This window comes from bacterium (assembly GCA_022616075.1).
Lineage (GTDB): Bacteria > Acidobacteriota > HRBIN11 > JAKEFK01 > JAKEFK01 > JAKEFK01.
The window spans coordinates 1-16,047 of sequence record JAKEFK010000130.1 but is presented as its reverse complement, the minus strand read 5'-3'; the positions used below and the strand labels follow the sequence as shown (position 1 = coordinate 16,047).

15 protein-coding genes are annotated in these 16,047 nt (G+C 49.3%); 12 read left to right on the top strand and 3 right to left on the bottom strand.

The window, feature by feature from the left end; translation table 11 throughout:
* Nucleotides 1-264: 264 nt before the first annotated feature.
* From L0156_10595 to L0156_10565, 7 genes are all read left to right on the top strand, one after another.
* Nucleotides 265-1,110, top strand: coding sequence for a M50 family metallopeptidase (locus L0156_10595; GenBank protein MCI0603448.1), 846 nt, complete (start codon nucleotides 265-267; stop codon nucleotides 1,108-1,110).
* Between the two features lie 63 nt (nucleotides 1,111-1,173).
* The gene (locus L0156_10590) at nucleotides 1,174-1,986 is read left to right on the top strand and encodes an SAM-dependent chlorinase/fluorinase (GenBank protein MCI0603447.1); all 813 of its coding nucleotides are present in this window, start codon (nucleotides 1,174-1,176) and stop codon (nucleotides 1,984-1,986) included.
* A 58-nt stretch (nucleotides 1,987-2,044) separates the two neighbouring features.
* Nucleotides 2,045-3,739 carry a hypothetical protein gene (locus tag L0156_10585; GenBank protein ID MCI0603446.1) on the top strand — a complete coding sequence of 565 codons (1,695 nt, stop codon included), beginning with the start codon at nucleotides 2,045-2,047 and terminating at the stop codon, nucleotides 3,737-3,739.
* Between the two features lie 120 nt (nucleotides 3,740-3,859).
* Complete coding sequence (locus L0156_10580; protein MCI0603445.1) at nucleotides 3,860-5,056, top strand: thiolase family protein; 1,197 nt, start codon at nucleotides 3,860-3,862, stop codon at nucleotides 5,054-5,056.
* A 6-nt stretch (nucleotides 5,057-5,062) separates the two neighbouring features.
* Nucleotides 5,063-5,845: an enoyl-CoA hydratase/isomerase family protein gene (locus tag L0156_10575; protein MCI0603444.1), complete on the top strand. Its 783-nt coding sequence runs from the start codon at nucleotides 5,063-5,065 to the stop codon at nucleotides 5,843-5,845.
* 211 nt (nucleotides 5,846-6,056) lie between these two features.
* Nucleotides 6,057-7,160, top strand: a complete 1,104-nt coding sequence (locus tag L0156_10570) for an acyl-CoA dehydrogenase family protein (GenBank protein MCI0603443.1) — start codon at nucleotides 6,057-6,059, stop codon at nucleotides 7,158-7,160.
* A 1-nt stretch (nucleotide 7,161) separates the two neighbouring features.
* Nucleotides 7,162-8,322 (top strand): class I SAM-dependent rRNA methyltransferase, encoded by a 1,161-nt coding sequence (locus L0156_10565; protein MCI0603442.1) that lies wholly within the window; start codon nucleotides 7,162-7,164, stop codon nucleotides 8,320-8,322.
* A gap of 45 nt (nucleotides 8,323-8,367) precedes the next feature.
* Here the strand turns inward: L0156_10565 and L0156_10560 are convergent, their stop codons facing one another.
* Nucleotides 8,368-9,858, bottom strand: a complete 1,491-nt coding sequence (locus tag L0156_10560) for a hypothetical protein (GenBank protein MCI0603441.1) — start codon at nucleotides 9,856-9,858, stop codon at nucleotides 8,368-8,370.
* 102 nt (nucleotides 9,859-9,960) lie between these two features.
* Nucleotides 9,961-10,725 (bottom strand): hypothetical protein, encoded by a 765-nt coding sequence (locus tag L0156_10555; protein ID MCI0603440.1) that lies wholly within the window; start codon nucleotides 10,723-10,725, stop codon nucleotides 9,961-9,963.
* A 184-nt stretch (nucleotides 10,726-10,909) separates the two neighbouring features.
* On the opposite strand from L0156_10555, the gene mtnP reads away from it, so the two are divergent.
* Genes mtnP through L0156_10530 form a run of 5 tightly spaced genes read left to right on the top strand, consistent with a single transcriptional unit; the run spans nucleotide 10,910 to nucleotide 15,836 of the window.
* Complete coding sequence (gene mtnP, locus L0156_10550; protein MCI0603439.1) at nucleotides 10,910-11,773, top strand: S-methyl-5'-thioadenosine phosphorylase; 864 nt, start codon at nucleotides 10,910-10,912, stop codon at nucleotides 11,771-11,773.
* Between the two features lie 9 nt (nucleotides 11,774-11,782).
* A complete protein-coding gene (locus L0156_10545) occupies nucleotides 11,783-12,712 on the top strand; it encodes a PfkB family carbohydrate kinase (protein ID MCI0603438.1) in 930 nt (309 codons plus the stop codon).
* Nucleotides 12,702-13,430, top strand: a complete 729-nt coding sequence (locus L0156_10540) for a hypothetical protein (protein ID MCI0603437.1) — start codon at nucleotides 12,702-12,704, stop codon at nucleotides 13,428-13,430. The genes L0156_10545 and L0156_10540 overlap by 11 nt, the downstream gene beginning before the upstream one ends.
* Nucleotide 13,431: 1 nt before the next feature.
* Complete coding sequence (locus tag L0156_10535; GenBank protein MCI0603436.1) at nucleotides 13,432-14,142, top strand: TIGR04283 family arsenosugar biosynthesis glycosyltransferase; 711 nt, start codon at nucleotides 13,432-13,434, stop codon at nucleotides 14,140-14,142.
* Nucleotides 14,139-15,836, top strand: coding sequence for an amidohydrolase (locus tag L0156_10530; protein ID MCI0603435.1), 1,698 nt, complete (start codon nucleotides 14,139-14,141; stop codon nucleotides 15,834-15,836). The genes L0156_10535 and L0156_10530 overlap by 4 nt, the downstream gene beginning before the upstream one ends.
* A gap of 19 nt (nucleotides 15,837-15,855) precedes the next feature.
* Here L0156_10530 and L0156_10525 read toward each other — a convergent pair.
* On the bottom strand, nucleotides 15,856-16,047 hold a 192-nt coding region (locus tag L0156_10525), incomplete at its 5' end, for a helix-turn-helix transcriptional regulator (protein ID MCI0603434.1).

Sequence of the window (16,047 nt, the reverse complement as noted above, 5' to 3'; positions counted from 1 at the left end):
CGGCCAGACTTCTGCGGTTCGGAGTTCCTTGTTCGATATTCGGACTTCTCTCCGCTATCATTTTGGTTGTCGGCTATGCCGCGTTAGGTAAGAAAGGGGATGTGGAGATATTGGGGATAAGGAGATAATTCTATTTTTTTCGTATTAGAGAAACATCTCCAACATCTCCAGTATCTCATCATCTCCCTTCTTACACGAGTTCATGAAACTTTTTGCGCCTCTCAAACGTTAAAGATTATTATAATAAGGATTGGCGGCTCAGGAATGAATGTTCGTTGGCTACTTATTGCAATTCTGTTAACTATCTTTCTGTCCTTCCTCCCATTTGCGCAAATCATCACTTACCCATTTCTGATTTTTTCCACATTCATCCATGAAACTTCGCACGCGCTTGCTGCCGTCCTGACCGGCGGTGGCGTGGAAAGTTTGATCGTCCGACCGAATGGAAGCGGCGTGACGTACACGCGCGGTGGTCTGCGATTCGTCACCAGCGGCGCCGGTTATCTTGGCACAACGCTGTTCGGCGCTTTGCTCCTCCTGTTAAGCCTGAAGGAAACATACGTACGCCCCACGCTCATCGCATGCGCCCTGCTTGTGCTGATTGTCACAGCCATTTTTGTGGGACACACAAATAACATCCTCGTTCTTGCCATGATTGCTTCTATCTCGGTGCTGGTCGGTTTATCCATGCGGCCGGGTGCCAGCGAGAAGTCCAACAAATTGCATTTAATGGGGGTAGCGTTGGGATTGCTCATGCTCCTGGCAGGTTATCTGATTTTGACCAGATCCCTTTTCTCCTGGTCAGCAGGTTTGTTGATTGCGATTGCGCTCTTCGGAGTGGTACGGCTTGCGTCTCTCCAGTTCGCACACTTCTTTCTGACCTTTCTGGCGGTGCAATGCTCCTTGAACGCGCTGGAGGCAATCAAGACCGTGTTTTTTCTTTCGCTCGGATCAACTTGCGGCAATGACGCCGCAACGATGGCTTCTCTGACCGGTATTCCTGCATGGATCTGGGCCATTTTCTGGGCAATCCTTTCCGTGGTTATTCTGGCGATCTCCACTGCGTTCTATGCGCGAAAATCATTTCGAACTTCCCCCGTTGCCATTTAAAATTTCACCACGGAGTCACGGAGATCACCGAGAAATTCATAGGCTCCGTGGTAGAATCTTGGCATGGCAGCCGTCAGGACACCAATCATTACCCTGTTAACTGACTTCGGCACAAAAGATCATTTTGTTGCCTCGATGAAAGCCGTAATCCTTTCAATCACGCCTCAGGTGCAAATCGTTGATCTGAGTCACGAAGTTCCGGCGCATGACATTCTGGAAGCCGGTTTCATCTTGCGCTCCTGTTTTTCTTATTTCCCGAGTCGAACGATTCACGTAGTGGTGGTCGATCCGACAGTCGGATCTGCGCGAAAGCCGATCATTGTTGCGACGGATAACTACTATTTTGTTGCGCCTGACAACGGAGTTCTATCTCTGGTATACGATGCTGAACCGGTATCGACTGTTGTAGAAATCGGAGCAGAGCATCTGATGCTTCCCGAAGTCAGCAAAACATTTCACGGACGCGATATTTTCGCTCCTGCAGCAGCCTGGTTAGCGCGCGGAACGGATATGTTGAATTTTGGAGACCCGGTCAGCGAATACTCAAAAATTACATTGCCAAAAGCAAAAATGGTGGGAGACTCGCTGCTGAAAGGAAATGTAATGCACGTAGATAGATTTGGGAATCTGATTACGAATATCTCCCGGCAAGACATAGATGCGGCCCGTGAAAAAGTGCCGGGCAACACCCTAAAAATCCTCATTGCAAAACAGGAAATGAACGGCCTGAAAGAGTACTACGCTGAGGCGCAAAAAGGGGAAGTCATCGGACTTTTCGGCAGCACCAACTTCCTGGAGATCGCCCAAAATCAGGGCTCGGCTGCGCGCACGCTTGGAGTTGGGCGGGGCGCAGAAGTAGGACTCCTGCTCAAATAAACTTCTACAAAAACCACAGATAAACACAGATGAACACGGATAGGATTTTTTTGTATTTATGACGCTAGAGGATAAATACATTGAGAAAGGAAAGCGCAGGCAATGGCAAATCAGATCTCTTTTTCTCCTTCTCGGAATCCTTCTCATCGTTGCGATTGTTTACGGTTCTTTCTTTTTTCAAACCCGGAACTCCGATGAACTGATCCTCGCGGGTAAGTATCCACCAGCGCTAAACATCTTGTATTCATGGAAATGGCTGCCCGCGGTTAGCGGGCGCGTGCATGAAAGAATCGGAACAGCGGAGCTTCTGTTTCATGGAAAAAACTCAGCGGAACCATACTTTCGTGGAGCGAAAACGAAACCGGTTCCCTTCTGGCAGGACGTTTTGAAAATACTCTGGACATACGCACGCTATGAAGATGGATTGTTCTACACCACACATATTCAAAACAAGATCGACGGCCACAATGTTTTGCGGTTCTACATCGCCGGTTTTCTAGCGGGCACAAATCAGCTTGAGCTGGCGCAAAAGGAACTAACTGCCGCAGGAAACATTCCGGAACTTGCTAATGAACCAGACATGTTGAAGGCAGAGATCGAGCGACGTCTTTCTACGGGCAGCTACACATTCTTATACGATCGTGAAAACCTTCCGCTTGTGAGCAAATCTTTTAAAGGCTCGTTCAATATTCTTTACGATCCCGTTCAAGCGGTGTTTCGTAATCCAAGTGGAGATTATCTGTCAAAGCTGGATGACCGTCCGAACCGTCAAGCAACGCTAACATTGGATTACAGGATCCAGATTGCTGCTCTCAAAGCACTCGAAAAGTATGCAGGAGCGATTGTTCTGCTGGATGTACGGACGGGAGATATTCTTGCGGCAGCGAGCAGTCTAAAGGGACGCAACAGTGTGCATCCGCCCGGAACGTCAGTGGCAATGCACGTGATGTACGAACCCGGATCTATTATCAAGATGATTACGCTGGCCGGAGCGCTTGAATCCGGATCCCACCCGGAACGACTCTTCCCTCTTCCGTGCGAAGGCTCATTCAAACTTTCCGATAACGAGCTTTTTTACTGTTGGAACGTTCATAATCAGATCACGGACTTCGACTTTGCGACTGCCGTTTCTTGCAATGTAAGCTTTGCTAAAATTGGCCTCGCGATGAAACCTGCTGATCTGCTATCAAATTTGCGCACATTTGGATTTGACGGAAAACTTCCGGGAGATTATCTTCCTTTGCCACTAGGGAAAATCGTAGAAGGAAGTATGAACGATCGATACGTTGCAAATCTATCCATCGGTCTCGAGAAACTCAAAATAACTCCGTTGCACGCGGCCATGGTATCGGCGGCTATCGCAAATGACGGGGTCTGCATGACACCCAGACTGTTCTTGCATTACCGGAACATCACCGGTCTTCCGTATTCGGCTCCCAACGGATCCATATTCCGCACATTCATGAGCAAACAGACTGCAGGCGTATTGACCAAAGCAATGGAGCAGGTGGTTGTACATCCTGAGGGAACCGGCCGGCGCGCCACTGTTCAAGGTCTCTCCATCGCGATGAAAACGGGAACAGCGGGTGAAGGAGCCACAGGATACGACGCCATCCTCATTGGATTTGCTCCCACAAAAAGCCCCAAAGTCGCTTTTGCCGTCGTGGCTGAACACAGCGGAAAAGCGGAATTCGAAGGCGCTCGTATCGCCAAGTTGTTCCTTGAATCCATTCAGGGGTATATTGAGTGGTAGTGGCAGAGCATTTGCGACATAAATAGAACGACTGTGCAATCAAGCAAGTCCTGCGGGCAATGCAGAGAGCGCAACGTAGGAATGGCAAATGCTCTTCAACTACGATGAGACAGAGGAATAATGAGTAGAGATGTATTTGTATTGAACGCAAAGAGAACGCCGATCGGACGTTTCGGCGGCGTTCTGAAAGACGTAACCGCCGTAGAACTGGGCGCCTCCGTAACACAGGCCCTTCTGAAGGAATCGGGAGTGAAACCTGAAGAAGTGGAAGAAGTGATCTTCGGCCATGCAAGACCAGCCGGCTGCGGGCCGAACCCGGCCCGACAGGTGTCCTATCAATCCGGTATTCCGGATTCTTCTCCCGCCTTCACTGTCAACAAAGCCTGTGGGTCAGGGTTGAAAGCTTTGATTCTGGGCACGCAGGCGATTCAGCTGAGTCGCGCAGATTGCATTCTGATCGGTGGCATTGAAAGCATGAGCCGCGTTCCCTACCTTCTGGATCAGGCGCGCTTTGATGGCTACCGTCTGGGACATGGAAAACTCATAGATGCAATGTACCGCGATGGTTTTCATGATCCATTGAGCGACATGTTGATGGGAGAAACGGCGGAGAAACTGGCTGAGATTCATAACATCGGCCGGAAAGAACAGGATCAATTCGCCATAGAAACGCAACAGAAAGCAGGGCGCGCTATTCAAGAAGGCCGGCTTCAACAGGAGATCTCCCCCGTCAGCATTCAGGTGAAAAAACAAACACAGCTGATCGAAAAAGATGAACATCCAAGACCCGATACGACAATCGAAGCCTTGGCCAAATTGCCGCCGGTCTTCCACGAAAAGGGTTCTGTTACCGCGGGAAATTCTTCCGGGATCACAGATGGCGCCTCGGCAATCTTGCTGGTAAGCGCATCGTTTCTTGAGAAACATTCCTTCACACCACTTGCGCGCGTGATCGATTACGCTCAAGCCGGCGTTCCGCCGGATATTATGGGTATCGGACCGGTTCCTGCCACCGAGAAACTGCTCGCTCGGACGAAAATGCAGCTCAATGATTTCGCGCTGATCGAATTGAATGAAGCCTTTGCGGCTCAAGTTATCGCCTGTCAAAAACTGATGAAGTTCGATCCTGCGCGTTTGAACGTAAATGGTGGTGCAATCGCCCTCGGGCATCCAATCGGATGCACAGGCGCACGCATTACAACGACCTTACTTCATGAGCTCAAAAAACGGACCTCAGAAAAGCCGCTCTATGGTCTAGCGACTCTATGTATCAGCGGTGGACTCGGCCTTTCTGTTGCTTTCGAAAGCATTCGGTGAGGTGTCATGGTTGAAAACTTAGAAGCGCCAAAATACATCGTATGCAAAGATAAAGAAGGCATGTTTCAAATCTTTCTGAATCGGCCTCCTGTGAACGCTTTCAATGCGGATATGGTTGAGGAGATCAACAGAGCGCTTGCCGAACTCCTCTATCGCACCGACTTGAAGGTCGTTGTCTTTCTCACGACTGGAAAGAATTTCTGTGGTGGGATTGATGCAGAAGATTTTTCCGATGACCGCTCTTATCAGTTGATCGAAGCAATGGGCCGAATGTTCGAACAGATGCAGACCCTGAACGTACCTGTGTTGTCACTTGTGCCTGGTATGGCGATGGGAGCAGGCTTTGAGCTGGTGATGTTTTCTGATCTCGCGATTGCGACAGAATCAGCAAAATTTGGGCTTCCTGACATCCAGCTTGGGTTATTTCCGGCTTTTGCTTGTAATATTCTCCAAAGATATATTCCGCCAAAGAAAGCGGCTGAGCTGATTTTTACCGGCACAACGATTTCATCACGCGAAGCGCAAGAATATGGATTGATCAATCAGGTCGTTCCGGATGATAAGTTAGCCGAGCAGGCCGGGGTGATGGTCCGAAAACTGTTACAATACTCAGCGCCGGTTTTGCAGTTGGCAAAAAAGTCAATGATTCAAGTACAAGGGAAGCCTCTGGAAGAAGGGATCCGTACGATTGAAGAGATTTATCTGAATGAGCTTCTCGCCTTGGACGATGCGCGTGAAGGAATTCAGGCGTTTGTAGAGAAACGAAAACCGGCTTGGAAGAATCAGTAATGTTTGCACCAGGCACTAATCTAATTCCTCCCCCTTATGAAGGGGGAGGCTGGGAGGGGGTTGCAAGAAATCGAGAAACTCAATCCAACCCCCCTCTAACTCCCCCCCTTCATAAGGGGGAGAATCATAGGCCCGATTCCGTACTGGAGGAACTTTGTTTCAAGGACTTGATTTCTATATCATCAATGATCTTCTTGACGAAGAAGAACAAATGGTTCGCGACACGATCCGCGAATTTGTAAACGACAAAGTTCTTCCGGTCATTGAAAAACACAATCGCGAAGCAACTTTCCCCATGCACCTCATTGGACCAATCGCGGAGCTTGGCATTCTTGGAGCAACTCTGAAAGGTTACGGTTGCGCCGGTTTGAACAACGTCGCATACGGTTTGATTATGCAAGAGCTCGAACGAGGGGACAGTGGGCTGCGCAGTTTTGCCTCGGTGCAGGGTTCCCTTGTCATGTACCCGATCTACAGTTTTGGTTCGGAAGAACAGAAACAATACTGGTTGCCCGAGCTTGCTGCTGGGCGCAAGATCGGTTGTTTTGGATTGACTGAACCGGACTTTGGTTCAAACCCAGGCGGGATGTTGACCAAAGCGGTGCGCGAGGGAAACACGTGGGTGCTCAATGGAACAAAACGCTGGATCACCAATGGAAGTATTGCAGATGTGGCTGTTGTCTGGGCAAGAACCGATGAAGGGATTCGTGGCTTTTTAGTGGAAAAAGGCGCGAAAGGCTTTACCACGATGGATCAAAAAGGAAAGTTTTCCTTGCGGGCATCGGTAACTTCGGAACTGATCATGGAAGACTGCAGAATCCCGGCTGAAAATATTTTGCCCGGCTCGAAAGGTCTCGCTTCTCCGCTCAGTTGTCTCAATCAGGCAAGGTACGGAATCGCCTGGGGCGCAATCGGCGCAGCTATGGCCTGTTATGACGAAGCAGTCAATTACGCAAAGACGCGGATTCAATTCGACAAACCGATTGCTTCTTTTCAGATGGTGCAGGAAAAACTCGTATACATGCTTTCAGAGATAACAAAAGGCCAGCTGTTGTGCCTCCAGCTAGGGCGGCTTAAGGATCAAGGCAAAGTCACAGCGCAGCAAGTCTCGTTGGCCAAAATGAATAACGTTTATCATGCATTGCAGATCGCCAGAACCGCGCGGGACATTCTGGGAGCAAGTGGCATCACCGATGAATACCAGTGCGGCCGGCACCTTTGCAATCTGGAATCCGTGTTCACCTATGAAGGGACTCACAACATCCACACCTTAATTCTGGGAGAGTGGATTACTGGAATTCCCGCCTACAAATAACGTGCAACAGCTGCCGATCGCTGTTATTCACGACAAGGGCAAAAAAAGATTAAAGGGAAATCATCCCTGGGTGTTTTCCAATGAGCTGCTGAGCAAGCCGGGTGCCGCCGCTGGCGAGCTGGTTGAAATTCAGGACAGTTCCGGTCGCTATCTTGCAACCGGTTACTACAATCCGCACACACTGATCGCGGTCCGGATCCTGACATTTCATAAAACGTTTGATACAGCAGAGCGCGTACAGAATGCGTTCACGTTCCGCGAAAAACACTACGGGGACAAAATTTACCGCCTAATCTACAGCGAATCGGATGGCCTGCCCGGTTTGATTGTGGATCGCTATGATGAAACCCTTGTGGTCCAGATTCTGACGGCGGGCATGGAAAGACTGAAGGAGCAGGTTCTTTCAACCTTACAAAATCTCATCCAGCCAAAACGGATCCTGCTGCGAAATGATTCTCCTTACCGGAAACTGGAAGGATTGGAACAACAAGTTGAGTGGTATTTCGGAAGTCCCGTAACGGAAGAATGGATAGAAGTTGACGGCCTGAAGTTTCTTGTAAACTACGAACAAGGACAAAAAACCGGATTTTTTCTCGATCAAAGGGAGAATCGCAAAAGACTCCTGTCTTATGGCGCAGCAGAGTCTTTGCTTGACGCCTTTTCGTACACGGGCGCATGGTCCCTGTACGGTGCGGCGGCAGGAATCCAGCGAATTATTGCCGTGGATGCTTCTCAAGAGGCTCTCTCGAAAGCGGAACAGAATGCATCAAAAAACGGATATCGTATTACAACAATAGTAGCCGATGCGCCGGACTTTCTCCGGGACCTCTCAGCAAGTGACGAACGCTATGACAGGATCGTTCTGGATCCTCCGGCTTTCTGCAAATCCAAGCGGCATCTGGCTTCAGCAACGCGCGCGTACCGTGAGGTCAATTTGCGCGCCATGAAGTCTCTGAACCCGGATGGGCTTCTTTTTAGCTCTTCCTGTTCGCAGCCCGTGACCGCGGAAATATTTCTGGAGATTCTACGCCAGGCAGCAACTGCTTCGGGCAGACGGTTCTTTCTGCGCGAGATTCTGTTCCATCCACCGGATCATCCTATCCTCATCGGTTTTCCGGAATCCCATTACCTGAAATGCGTAGTGCTGCAGGTAGTTAAGTAGCGCGGGCCTCTGGCCTGCGAAAACTGCGCAGCCGGGACGGCCGCGCTACTTATGCATTTCCGGGTGTCTTCTATTCGGCGCGATGGCGAGTGACTTTTCAAACTCGAGTTTTGCCTGAGCAGGCTCATTCGTCTCCAAAAGCATTTCCGCCAGCAATTCTCTTGCAGGCAAAATTGCGCCCGGTGTTACCGCATGTTTCTCCGTGGTGTCTTCGAGCGCGGCAACGTCCCGCATCATGGCGAGCGCCTCTTGTTTCTTTCCTTCCGCAAAGAGAATCCACGCAGTTACGCTTTTCTGCTGAATCTCAACCTGCTTTGCCCAGTACGGATCTTTTCCTTCAAGAGATTCTTGGAGAGCAGTCAGTCTATCGGCGGCTTTCCTTGCGCTTTCGAGATCGGCGCTCCGGGCTGCGCCAATTCCCACCGCATAATGAGTGATCGCTTCCATATGGGGAAAGTCCTTCCAGGGAAACCATTCCGGCTGCAACTGCAGGGATGCGGCTTCCTTCCACCGGTGTCTTTCCAATGCGAGTCTTGCAGGCATAGCTGCAAATCCGTAGGCAGCGGCGAAATTATTAACATCCAGTTTCTGAATACGGCTCGCTTCTGCTGCAACATCGCTGGCTTTCTGTTCTTGTCCCAGTTGAAGATATGCGTACACCAGATAGTCCATTGCATGAACCTGATCAAAAGATCCGGCGCCGGGAAGAATTTTTTGCACATGATTCTTTGCTTTTTCAGCGGATGCAATGTTGGATTGGATCGATTCTTCCCATAAACCTAGTCTGGTGAAAATGTGCGATGGCATATGAAGCGCATGCGGTGAGGAGGGAGCAATTTTCGCGTAGGAACGAGCGGCAGGAAGAGCTAATTTGGCAAGCGCAGGATAATCGAAACTATGGATGATGTAGTGTGGAATGCCGGGATGGCGCGGCGCTTTTTCTACAAGCGGATTTAATAGTTCCGCAGCCTGTTTTTGAACAGCGAACGTCTTGTCTGTAATATCGGCTGTTCCCAGTAATGCAAGCGCATGAAAAATGGCCGCTTCCAAATCATCCGGATTTTGCTGATGCACTTTGCCCATTTCCTGCTCATACTTTTTCGCGCGGGCGCGGTGATCAATTTTGTCCGAGTCCTGATAGAAGACCGCCATGGCTGATATGTACGATTTCTCACGGTCCGTTTTCGCGGATGTTGCGCTGGCTTTTTCGGCGGCCGCTTTGCCGCTGGACATCTCTTTTGCATTGGGCGGCGCCCAGATCGGATGATAATTGCTCATCGCGACGCCCCAGTAGGCCATTGCACATTCCGGATCACTGGTTGCAATGCTGTTGAAGGCTTTTTCCGCTTCGGCATACCAGAAATCGTGAAGCAGCGCTACTCCGCGGTTGAATTCAGCCTGACTCTCCAGCTTGCAGGAGATCGGGAAATTTACGTCTCCCAGCTCTTCTTTTGGATGATGCTCGCCATGCTGGTGATGAGCAATCAGGGGTACAGCAAAAAGAAGGAATAAAAAGAAAAGAAGAATGTGGCGCATAAAAAACTCCTCAGTTTTTAGAGAATTATACCAACACCGTTTGTAGTAGCGAATTCATTCGCTACATTTGAAATAGCGACTAAAGTCGATGCTACGAACGTGCTAGCCTTTGAACGAACGCAGCGGTTTGGCGCCCTGCGGTTTCGATGATGGAATTCTGCTTGGAGATGGCTGATGCTGCGGTCTTTGCCGGTTGGCATTGCTGTAGTCGAAATTCCAATTTGGCTGATTGGGATCAATCTGAGACCCTCTCTTGTGATGATGACCTTTCCCTTTTGGAAAATGAGGATAGTACGAAGGAATGGGGTAATACGGTGAATACAAAGGATACCCCGGTGTTACGTACCGGTCATCTACATACTCAGGATAATCAGGCTCATCGTAATCACGGTCCCGGCGTGAATCTTCTACAACCACACGAATCTCTTGCGCCGGACGACCTTCAGAACGAACCACATATTGTTCCTGAGGTTCGGGATCAGGCGGAATTTCACCACCCATTCTCTTTCCTGCTTCATCCAGATTTGTTACGATCCGAATTTGTTTTCCCTTCTTGGTGGTCGTATAGTACGCGCGCATGTTCTCATTGATGTAAACCGATTTGCCTTGTTGAGGAGGCTGCTTCTGAACCTCCATATCGGATAACTTCAACATATACTGAATGACGCGCTCGCTAACTCCTTGCTGTTTGAGGAAAATGACGTCTTTGAAAGTTATTGGCCTGTTGAGTCCTTCCTTTTGAAGCAAGTTCAGAATAACTTCATCGCTTGTTTTGAGTTTTGACAATTTGACTATGTCATCTATAGAAACGGTGGCATATGCAAAAGATGCAAGGAGTAAAAACAAAGCAGTAAGTAAGGCCTTCATAGTGATACAAGTATAATATTTTCGGAATTATCGGACAACTGAAGCTCATCTCACCGCAGAGGTCGCAGAGAACGCAGAGATAAAACTAGAATTTCTCGTCGTAACTCTGCGGTCTCAGCGACCTCTGCGGTAAAAATAAAAAGTAGGCTAAAATAGCATCCTTTCAAACTAGTGGAGGTTTTTCATGGCAGAAGTGAAAGTCGGGGTAATCGGTGGAAGCGGCTTGTATCAAATGAACGAGCTGACCGACATCGAGGAGATAAAAGTGTCGACCCCCTTTGGAGATCCATCCGATTCGTACGTAGTCGGGACTCTCGATGGCGTCCGAATTGCATTCCTCGCCCGTCATGGTCGAGGCCACCGGATCTTACCATCCGAGATCAATTACAGGGCAAATATTTATGGCTTCAAGAAGCTGGGCGTCGAATGGCTTCTCTCCGTCAGCGCGGTTGGCAGTATGAAAGAAAAGATTGCTCCGCTTCACATCGTGATTCCGGATCAGTTCTTTGACCAAACCAAAAGGCGCATCGGCACCTTTTTTGGGCAGGGAGTCGTTGGTCATATTGCCTTTGCCAATCCTGTTTGTTCTAACCTTGCAGCACTTCTGGAGCGCAGTTGCCGGCAATCCGGAATCACAACTCACATGGGCGGCACCTACATTTGTATTGAAGGGCCGCAATTTTCCACAAAGGCAGAATCGCGAATCTACCGCCAGTGGGGTGTGGATGTCATCGGAATGACGAACGTTCCGGAAGCCAAACTGGCGCGGGAAGCAGAAATTTGCTACGCATCGATGGCTCTCGTTACCGATTATGACTGCTGGCATGAAACGGAGGAAACCGTTACCATCGAAGCAGTGATTGCGTACTTAATGAAGAATGTAAACAATGCCAGATCGATCCTTCGTACTGCGGTTCAGGGTTTACCACTGCCTCGCAATTGTGAATGTGCAACCGCAATTGCAACAGGCGTGATTACCCAAAGAGAACATATTCCGGATAAAACCTACGAAGATTTGAAACTGTTAATTGGTAAATACGTCAAGTAAAGGAGACCTATGAACTCCATTCTTGTGATTGGTACTGTTGCTTTTGACTCCATCAGAACACGCCTGGCGGAAGCGAATGAGGTGCTCGGTGGTTCTGCCACATTTTTTGCGATGGCGGCGCGGCTGTTTACGCGCGTGCGGCTGGTTGCCATTGTGGGCAAAGATTTTCCGCACAATCACCTGAAAATGTTTGAAGACCATGGGATCGACATGGAAGGTCTGGTTCGATCGGAAGGGTTGACTTTCAGATGGAAAGGCGAATATGAAGAGAACATGAATGTGCGGCACACACTGGAAACTCATTTGAATGTTCTTGAAGATTTTGCCGCGGATTTGCCCGCTTCCTATAGAAACACTCCTTATGTATTCCTTGCAAATATCAATCCGGACCTGCAACTAAAAGTCCTGGATCAGCTGGAAAAACCAAAATTGATTTGCTGCGATACGATGAATCTCTGGATTATCCACCAACGGCCTGACCTGGAGAAGGTCTTGCAACGCGTGGATATGTTCATCATTTCAGAAGAAGAGGCTGAAATGTTGACCAAGGAGAGCAACATAGTCAAGGCAGCCCGTGAAATACTCAAGATGGGGCAGTTCTCCTTGATCATCAAACGCGGCGGATATGGCGCAATCCTATTTACACAGCAGAAGGAGGTTTTTGCGATCCCTGCTTATCCTTTGGAAAACGTGGTCGACCCCACGGGAGCCGGCGATTCCTTTGCGGGCGGTTTCCTGGGTTATCTTGCCTCACGCGATTCATTCGATTTGGAGACAGTACAACGCGCCATGATCTACGGCAATATCATTGCATCATTTGCGGTTGAGGGATTCAGCGTTGAAAAGCTGTCTACCATCACGCGCCAAATCGTGCGAAACCGGCTCAGCGATTTCCTGATCATGACCCACCTCGCGCCCGCCTCCGTCCATGTGGAATAGGATACTTTCGCCGCCATTCATTTACCTGTTCCTCTTGATCGGCACGATCGTTGCTACAGGTCTCGGGTTTGTTCTGCAAAACAAAGTGCTGCTGCCGGTTCTCCAAATTGCCGTAGCTTATCCTCTGTTGTATGCGCTTTTAATCCGCCGGCTCCGCAAACGAGCGATCGCCGCCATGTTGTTTTGGGCGCTCTGCATGGGTGTTGTAACTGTGGCGGCCTGCATTTCCTACCCTGGCGAAGGCGCTCATTCGATCTTTTATGGTTCCACATATTCGGATCAGATGTTCCAATGGATCAAAACCGGTCAGGGCGCAGAGGGAGATCCACTGCAATTTGTTCCACAACATCTCATTCATTTTGTTGTATTCGCTTTGCTCTCATTGCTGACAGGCAGCCTCCTCTCTCTTTTCATGGGAGCCCTGCTGATGAACTACATGAGTTTCTATGTTGGTTCAGTGATCCTTGCATCGAATAACCGGATGATTGCTGCATTGATGGGCTGGCATCCCTGGTCTGTGATTCGCGTTGCGTCCTTTGTGATCCTGGGAGTGATTCTCGCTGAACCAATGATCTGTAGAATTCAAAAGATGGATTATGAATACGCCGAAGTCAGGCCCTTTTTCTGGGCTGCTCTAAATGGCCTGGTTATCGACATTTTAATGAAAACATTTTTAGCGCCCTGGTGGGGTCTGGAATTGCGAAGATTGATTTCGTGAAATGAACGGAATCAGCGTCATTATTCCTACTCTTAATGAAAGAACATACCTTCCGGAAACGTTAAAGAACCTGCATCATCAAGATCCTCCAGCCGATGAAATCCTGGTTGTGGATGGAGGAAGTGAAGACGGAACTCAGGAAATTGCCGAGAAGTCAGGCGCACTGTTGATTTGCAGTGAAAAATCAATTTCACAACAGATGAATCTCGGCGCCTCCAGGTCGCATGGTGATCTTCTCGTTTTTCTCCATGCTGATTGCATACTTGATGAGAAAGCTTTTGTTGATCTATTGCATTGCATGAAGGAGACGGAGGTCGTGGGTGGCGCTTTTCAGCTGGAATTGCGCGGAAACCGTCCGCTGCTGGATCGTTATCTTTCCTGGTCAGGAAGCTGGAATGCGCGGCGGTCACAGATTTATTTAGGCGATCATGGAATTTTTTGCAGGCGTTCTGTTTTTTTGGAAGCCGGCGGTTTTCCGGATGTAACGCTGATGTACGAATTCGAGCTCATGCGAAAACTGCGTTTGCGCGGAAAGCTGGTTCAGCTCAACAAGAAGTGCTATGCGTCAGCAAGACGCTTTCAAAGGTACGGGTATTGGAAGACAATATTGTTAATGAGATCATTGCGCGCTTTTTACAGATTGGGGTTGCCAATCAATCGGCTGGAGCAAATCTATCGCGAGCAAGCCCCCCACAGGGAGTACAACGTATGAAAAGAATTTTCCTGGCTATTATTTTGTCCTTTTTCTCTGCAGGAGCGGCACACCATCCGAAAGCGGATACCGTTTTGCGCCACGGCAAGATTTATACAATGGATGCCGCGCGATCCTGGGCGGAATCCGTAGCCATAAAGGACGGAAGGATCGTTTATGTAGGGGATGATGCAGGCCTGACTCCCTGGATCGGAGATAAAACGAAAACGATTGAATTATCCGGCCGATTTGTTCTCCCTGGGTTTATCGACTCTCATGCTCATCCTGTGGAAGCGGGTGTCGGGCTGAAACAATGCGATCTGCTCCCATATAACACTAAAGAGGAAGTGTTAAAAGCAGTTCGAGATTATGTTGCATCGCATCCCAAGGATCCGTGGATACTCGGATCGGGATGGCAGCTACCGGTTTTTCCCGATGCAAATCCGCAGAAAGAGTGGCTCGATGAAATTGTGTCCGATCGCCCTGTGTTTCTATACGCGATGGATGGCCATTCGGCGTGGGCGAACTCCAAAGCACTGGAGATGGCGGGAGTTACAAAAGACACTCCCGATCCGGAAGCGGGCCGGATCGAGCGCAATCAAAAAGGTGAACCTTCCGGAGCGTTGCGGGAATCCGCAGCAGACCTTGTTTCCAAGGTGGCACCAAAAACGGGAATCGAAGAAAAGATTGAAGGTTTGCGGGCAGCAGTGAAAATATTGAATCAGTTCGGCATCACTGGATTTCAGGATGCAAGTGTATCTGTAGAAGAGCGCGGCGGCACACACGTTTATTCAGAAGTAGATAGACAGGGGCTTCTCACTGTTCGCGTGATTGGAGCCATGTACGCCGACCCTTCCGGGTCGTTGGAAGATGTACTAAAGCAGGTGGAGCGTTATAAAACTCTCCGGGCTCAGTACAAGAATGGAAAACACTTTCATGCAACAGCAGTCAAAATCTTTTCGGATGGTGTGATCGAATCCAGAACGGCAGCACTGCTGGAACCATATCTGAATCAGGGTAAGAATGCGGGTGAGCTGAACTGGCCTCCCGAAAAACTCAATCCGTTTGTGGAATTGCTTGACCGGGAAAAATTTCAGATTCATATTCACGCAATTGGAGACCGCGGAATACGCGTTGCGCTCGATGCGATAGAAGCAGCGGAGAAAAAGAACGGACTTCGTGACCGGCGTCCGTTAATGGCTCATATTGAATTGATTGATCCTCAAGATATCCCACGATTTGCAAAGCTTTCCGTCATACCAAACTTCCAGCCGCTCTGGGCTTATGAGGATGAGTACATTAAAGACTTGACGGTTCCACAACTGGGAAAAGAACGTTCCCGATGGCTTTATCCGATCAATAGCGTCGCGTCAAAAGGGGCCAGACTGGCAATGGGAAGCGACTGGCCCGTCTCTTCTGCGAATCCTCTGGATGGCATTGAAGTGGCGGTCCGCAGAACCGATTTTGATGAATCAGAAGAGAATCCATTCATTCCCGAAGAACGGATCACTCTGGAAAGCGCGCTGGCTGCTTATACAATCGGGAGCGCCTACGCGAATTTCCGTGACAAAGAGGTCGGCTCGATCGAAAACGGAAAATTGGCGGATCTGATTGTGCTGTCGCAAAATCTTTTTGATATCCCACCGCATCAAATCAATGAAACAAAGGTAGTTTTAACTCTATTCGAGGGAAAAGAAGTTTACCGAGCAATGTAGCGCGGGCGTCTCGCCTGCGTCAGGAAAAGCGCTCCAAGTGACCCCTTCCCCATACGCGAATGGATTCAACTAAGGGCAATACTGATCGACCGTAGTCGGTTAGCGAATATACAACAGGCGCCGGAATCGCGCCCTTGGGCTGTCGCTGAACAATTCCGTCACTCATGAGCTCACGGAGTTGCTGTGTGAGGACTTTTTGCGAAATGCTAGT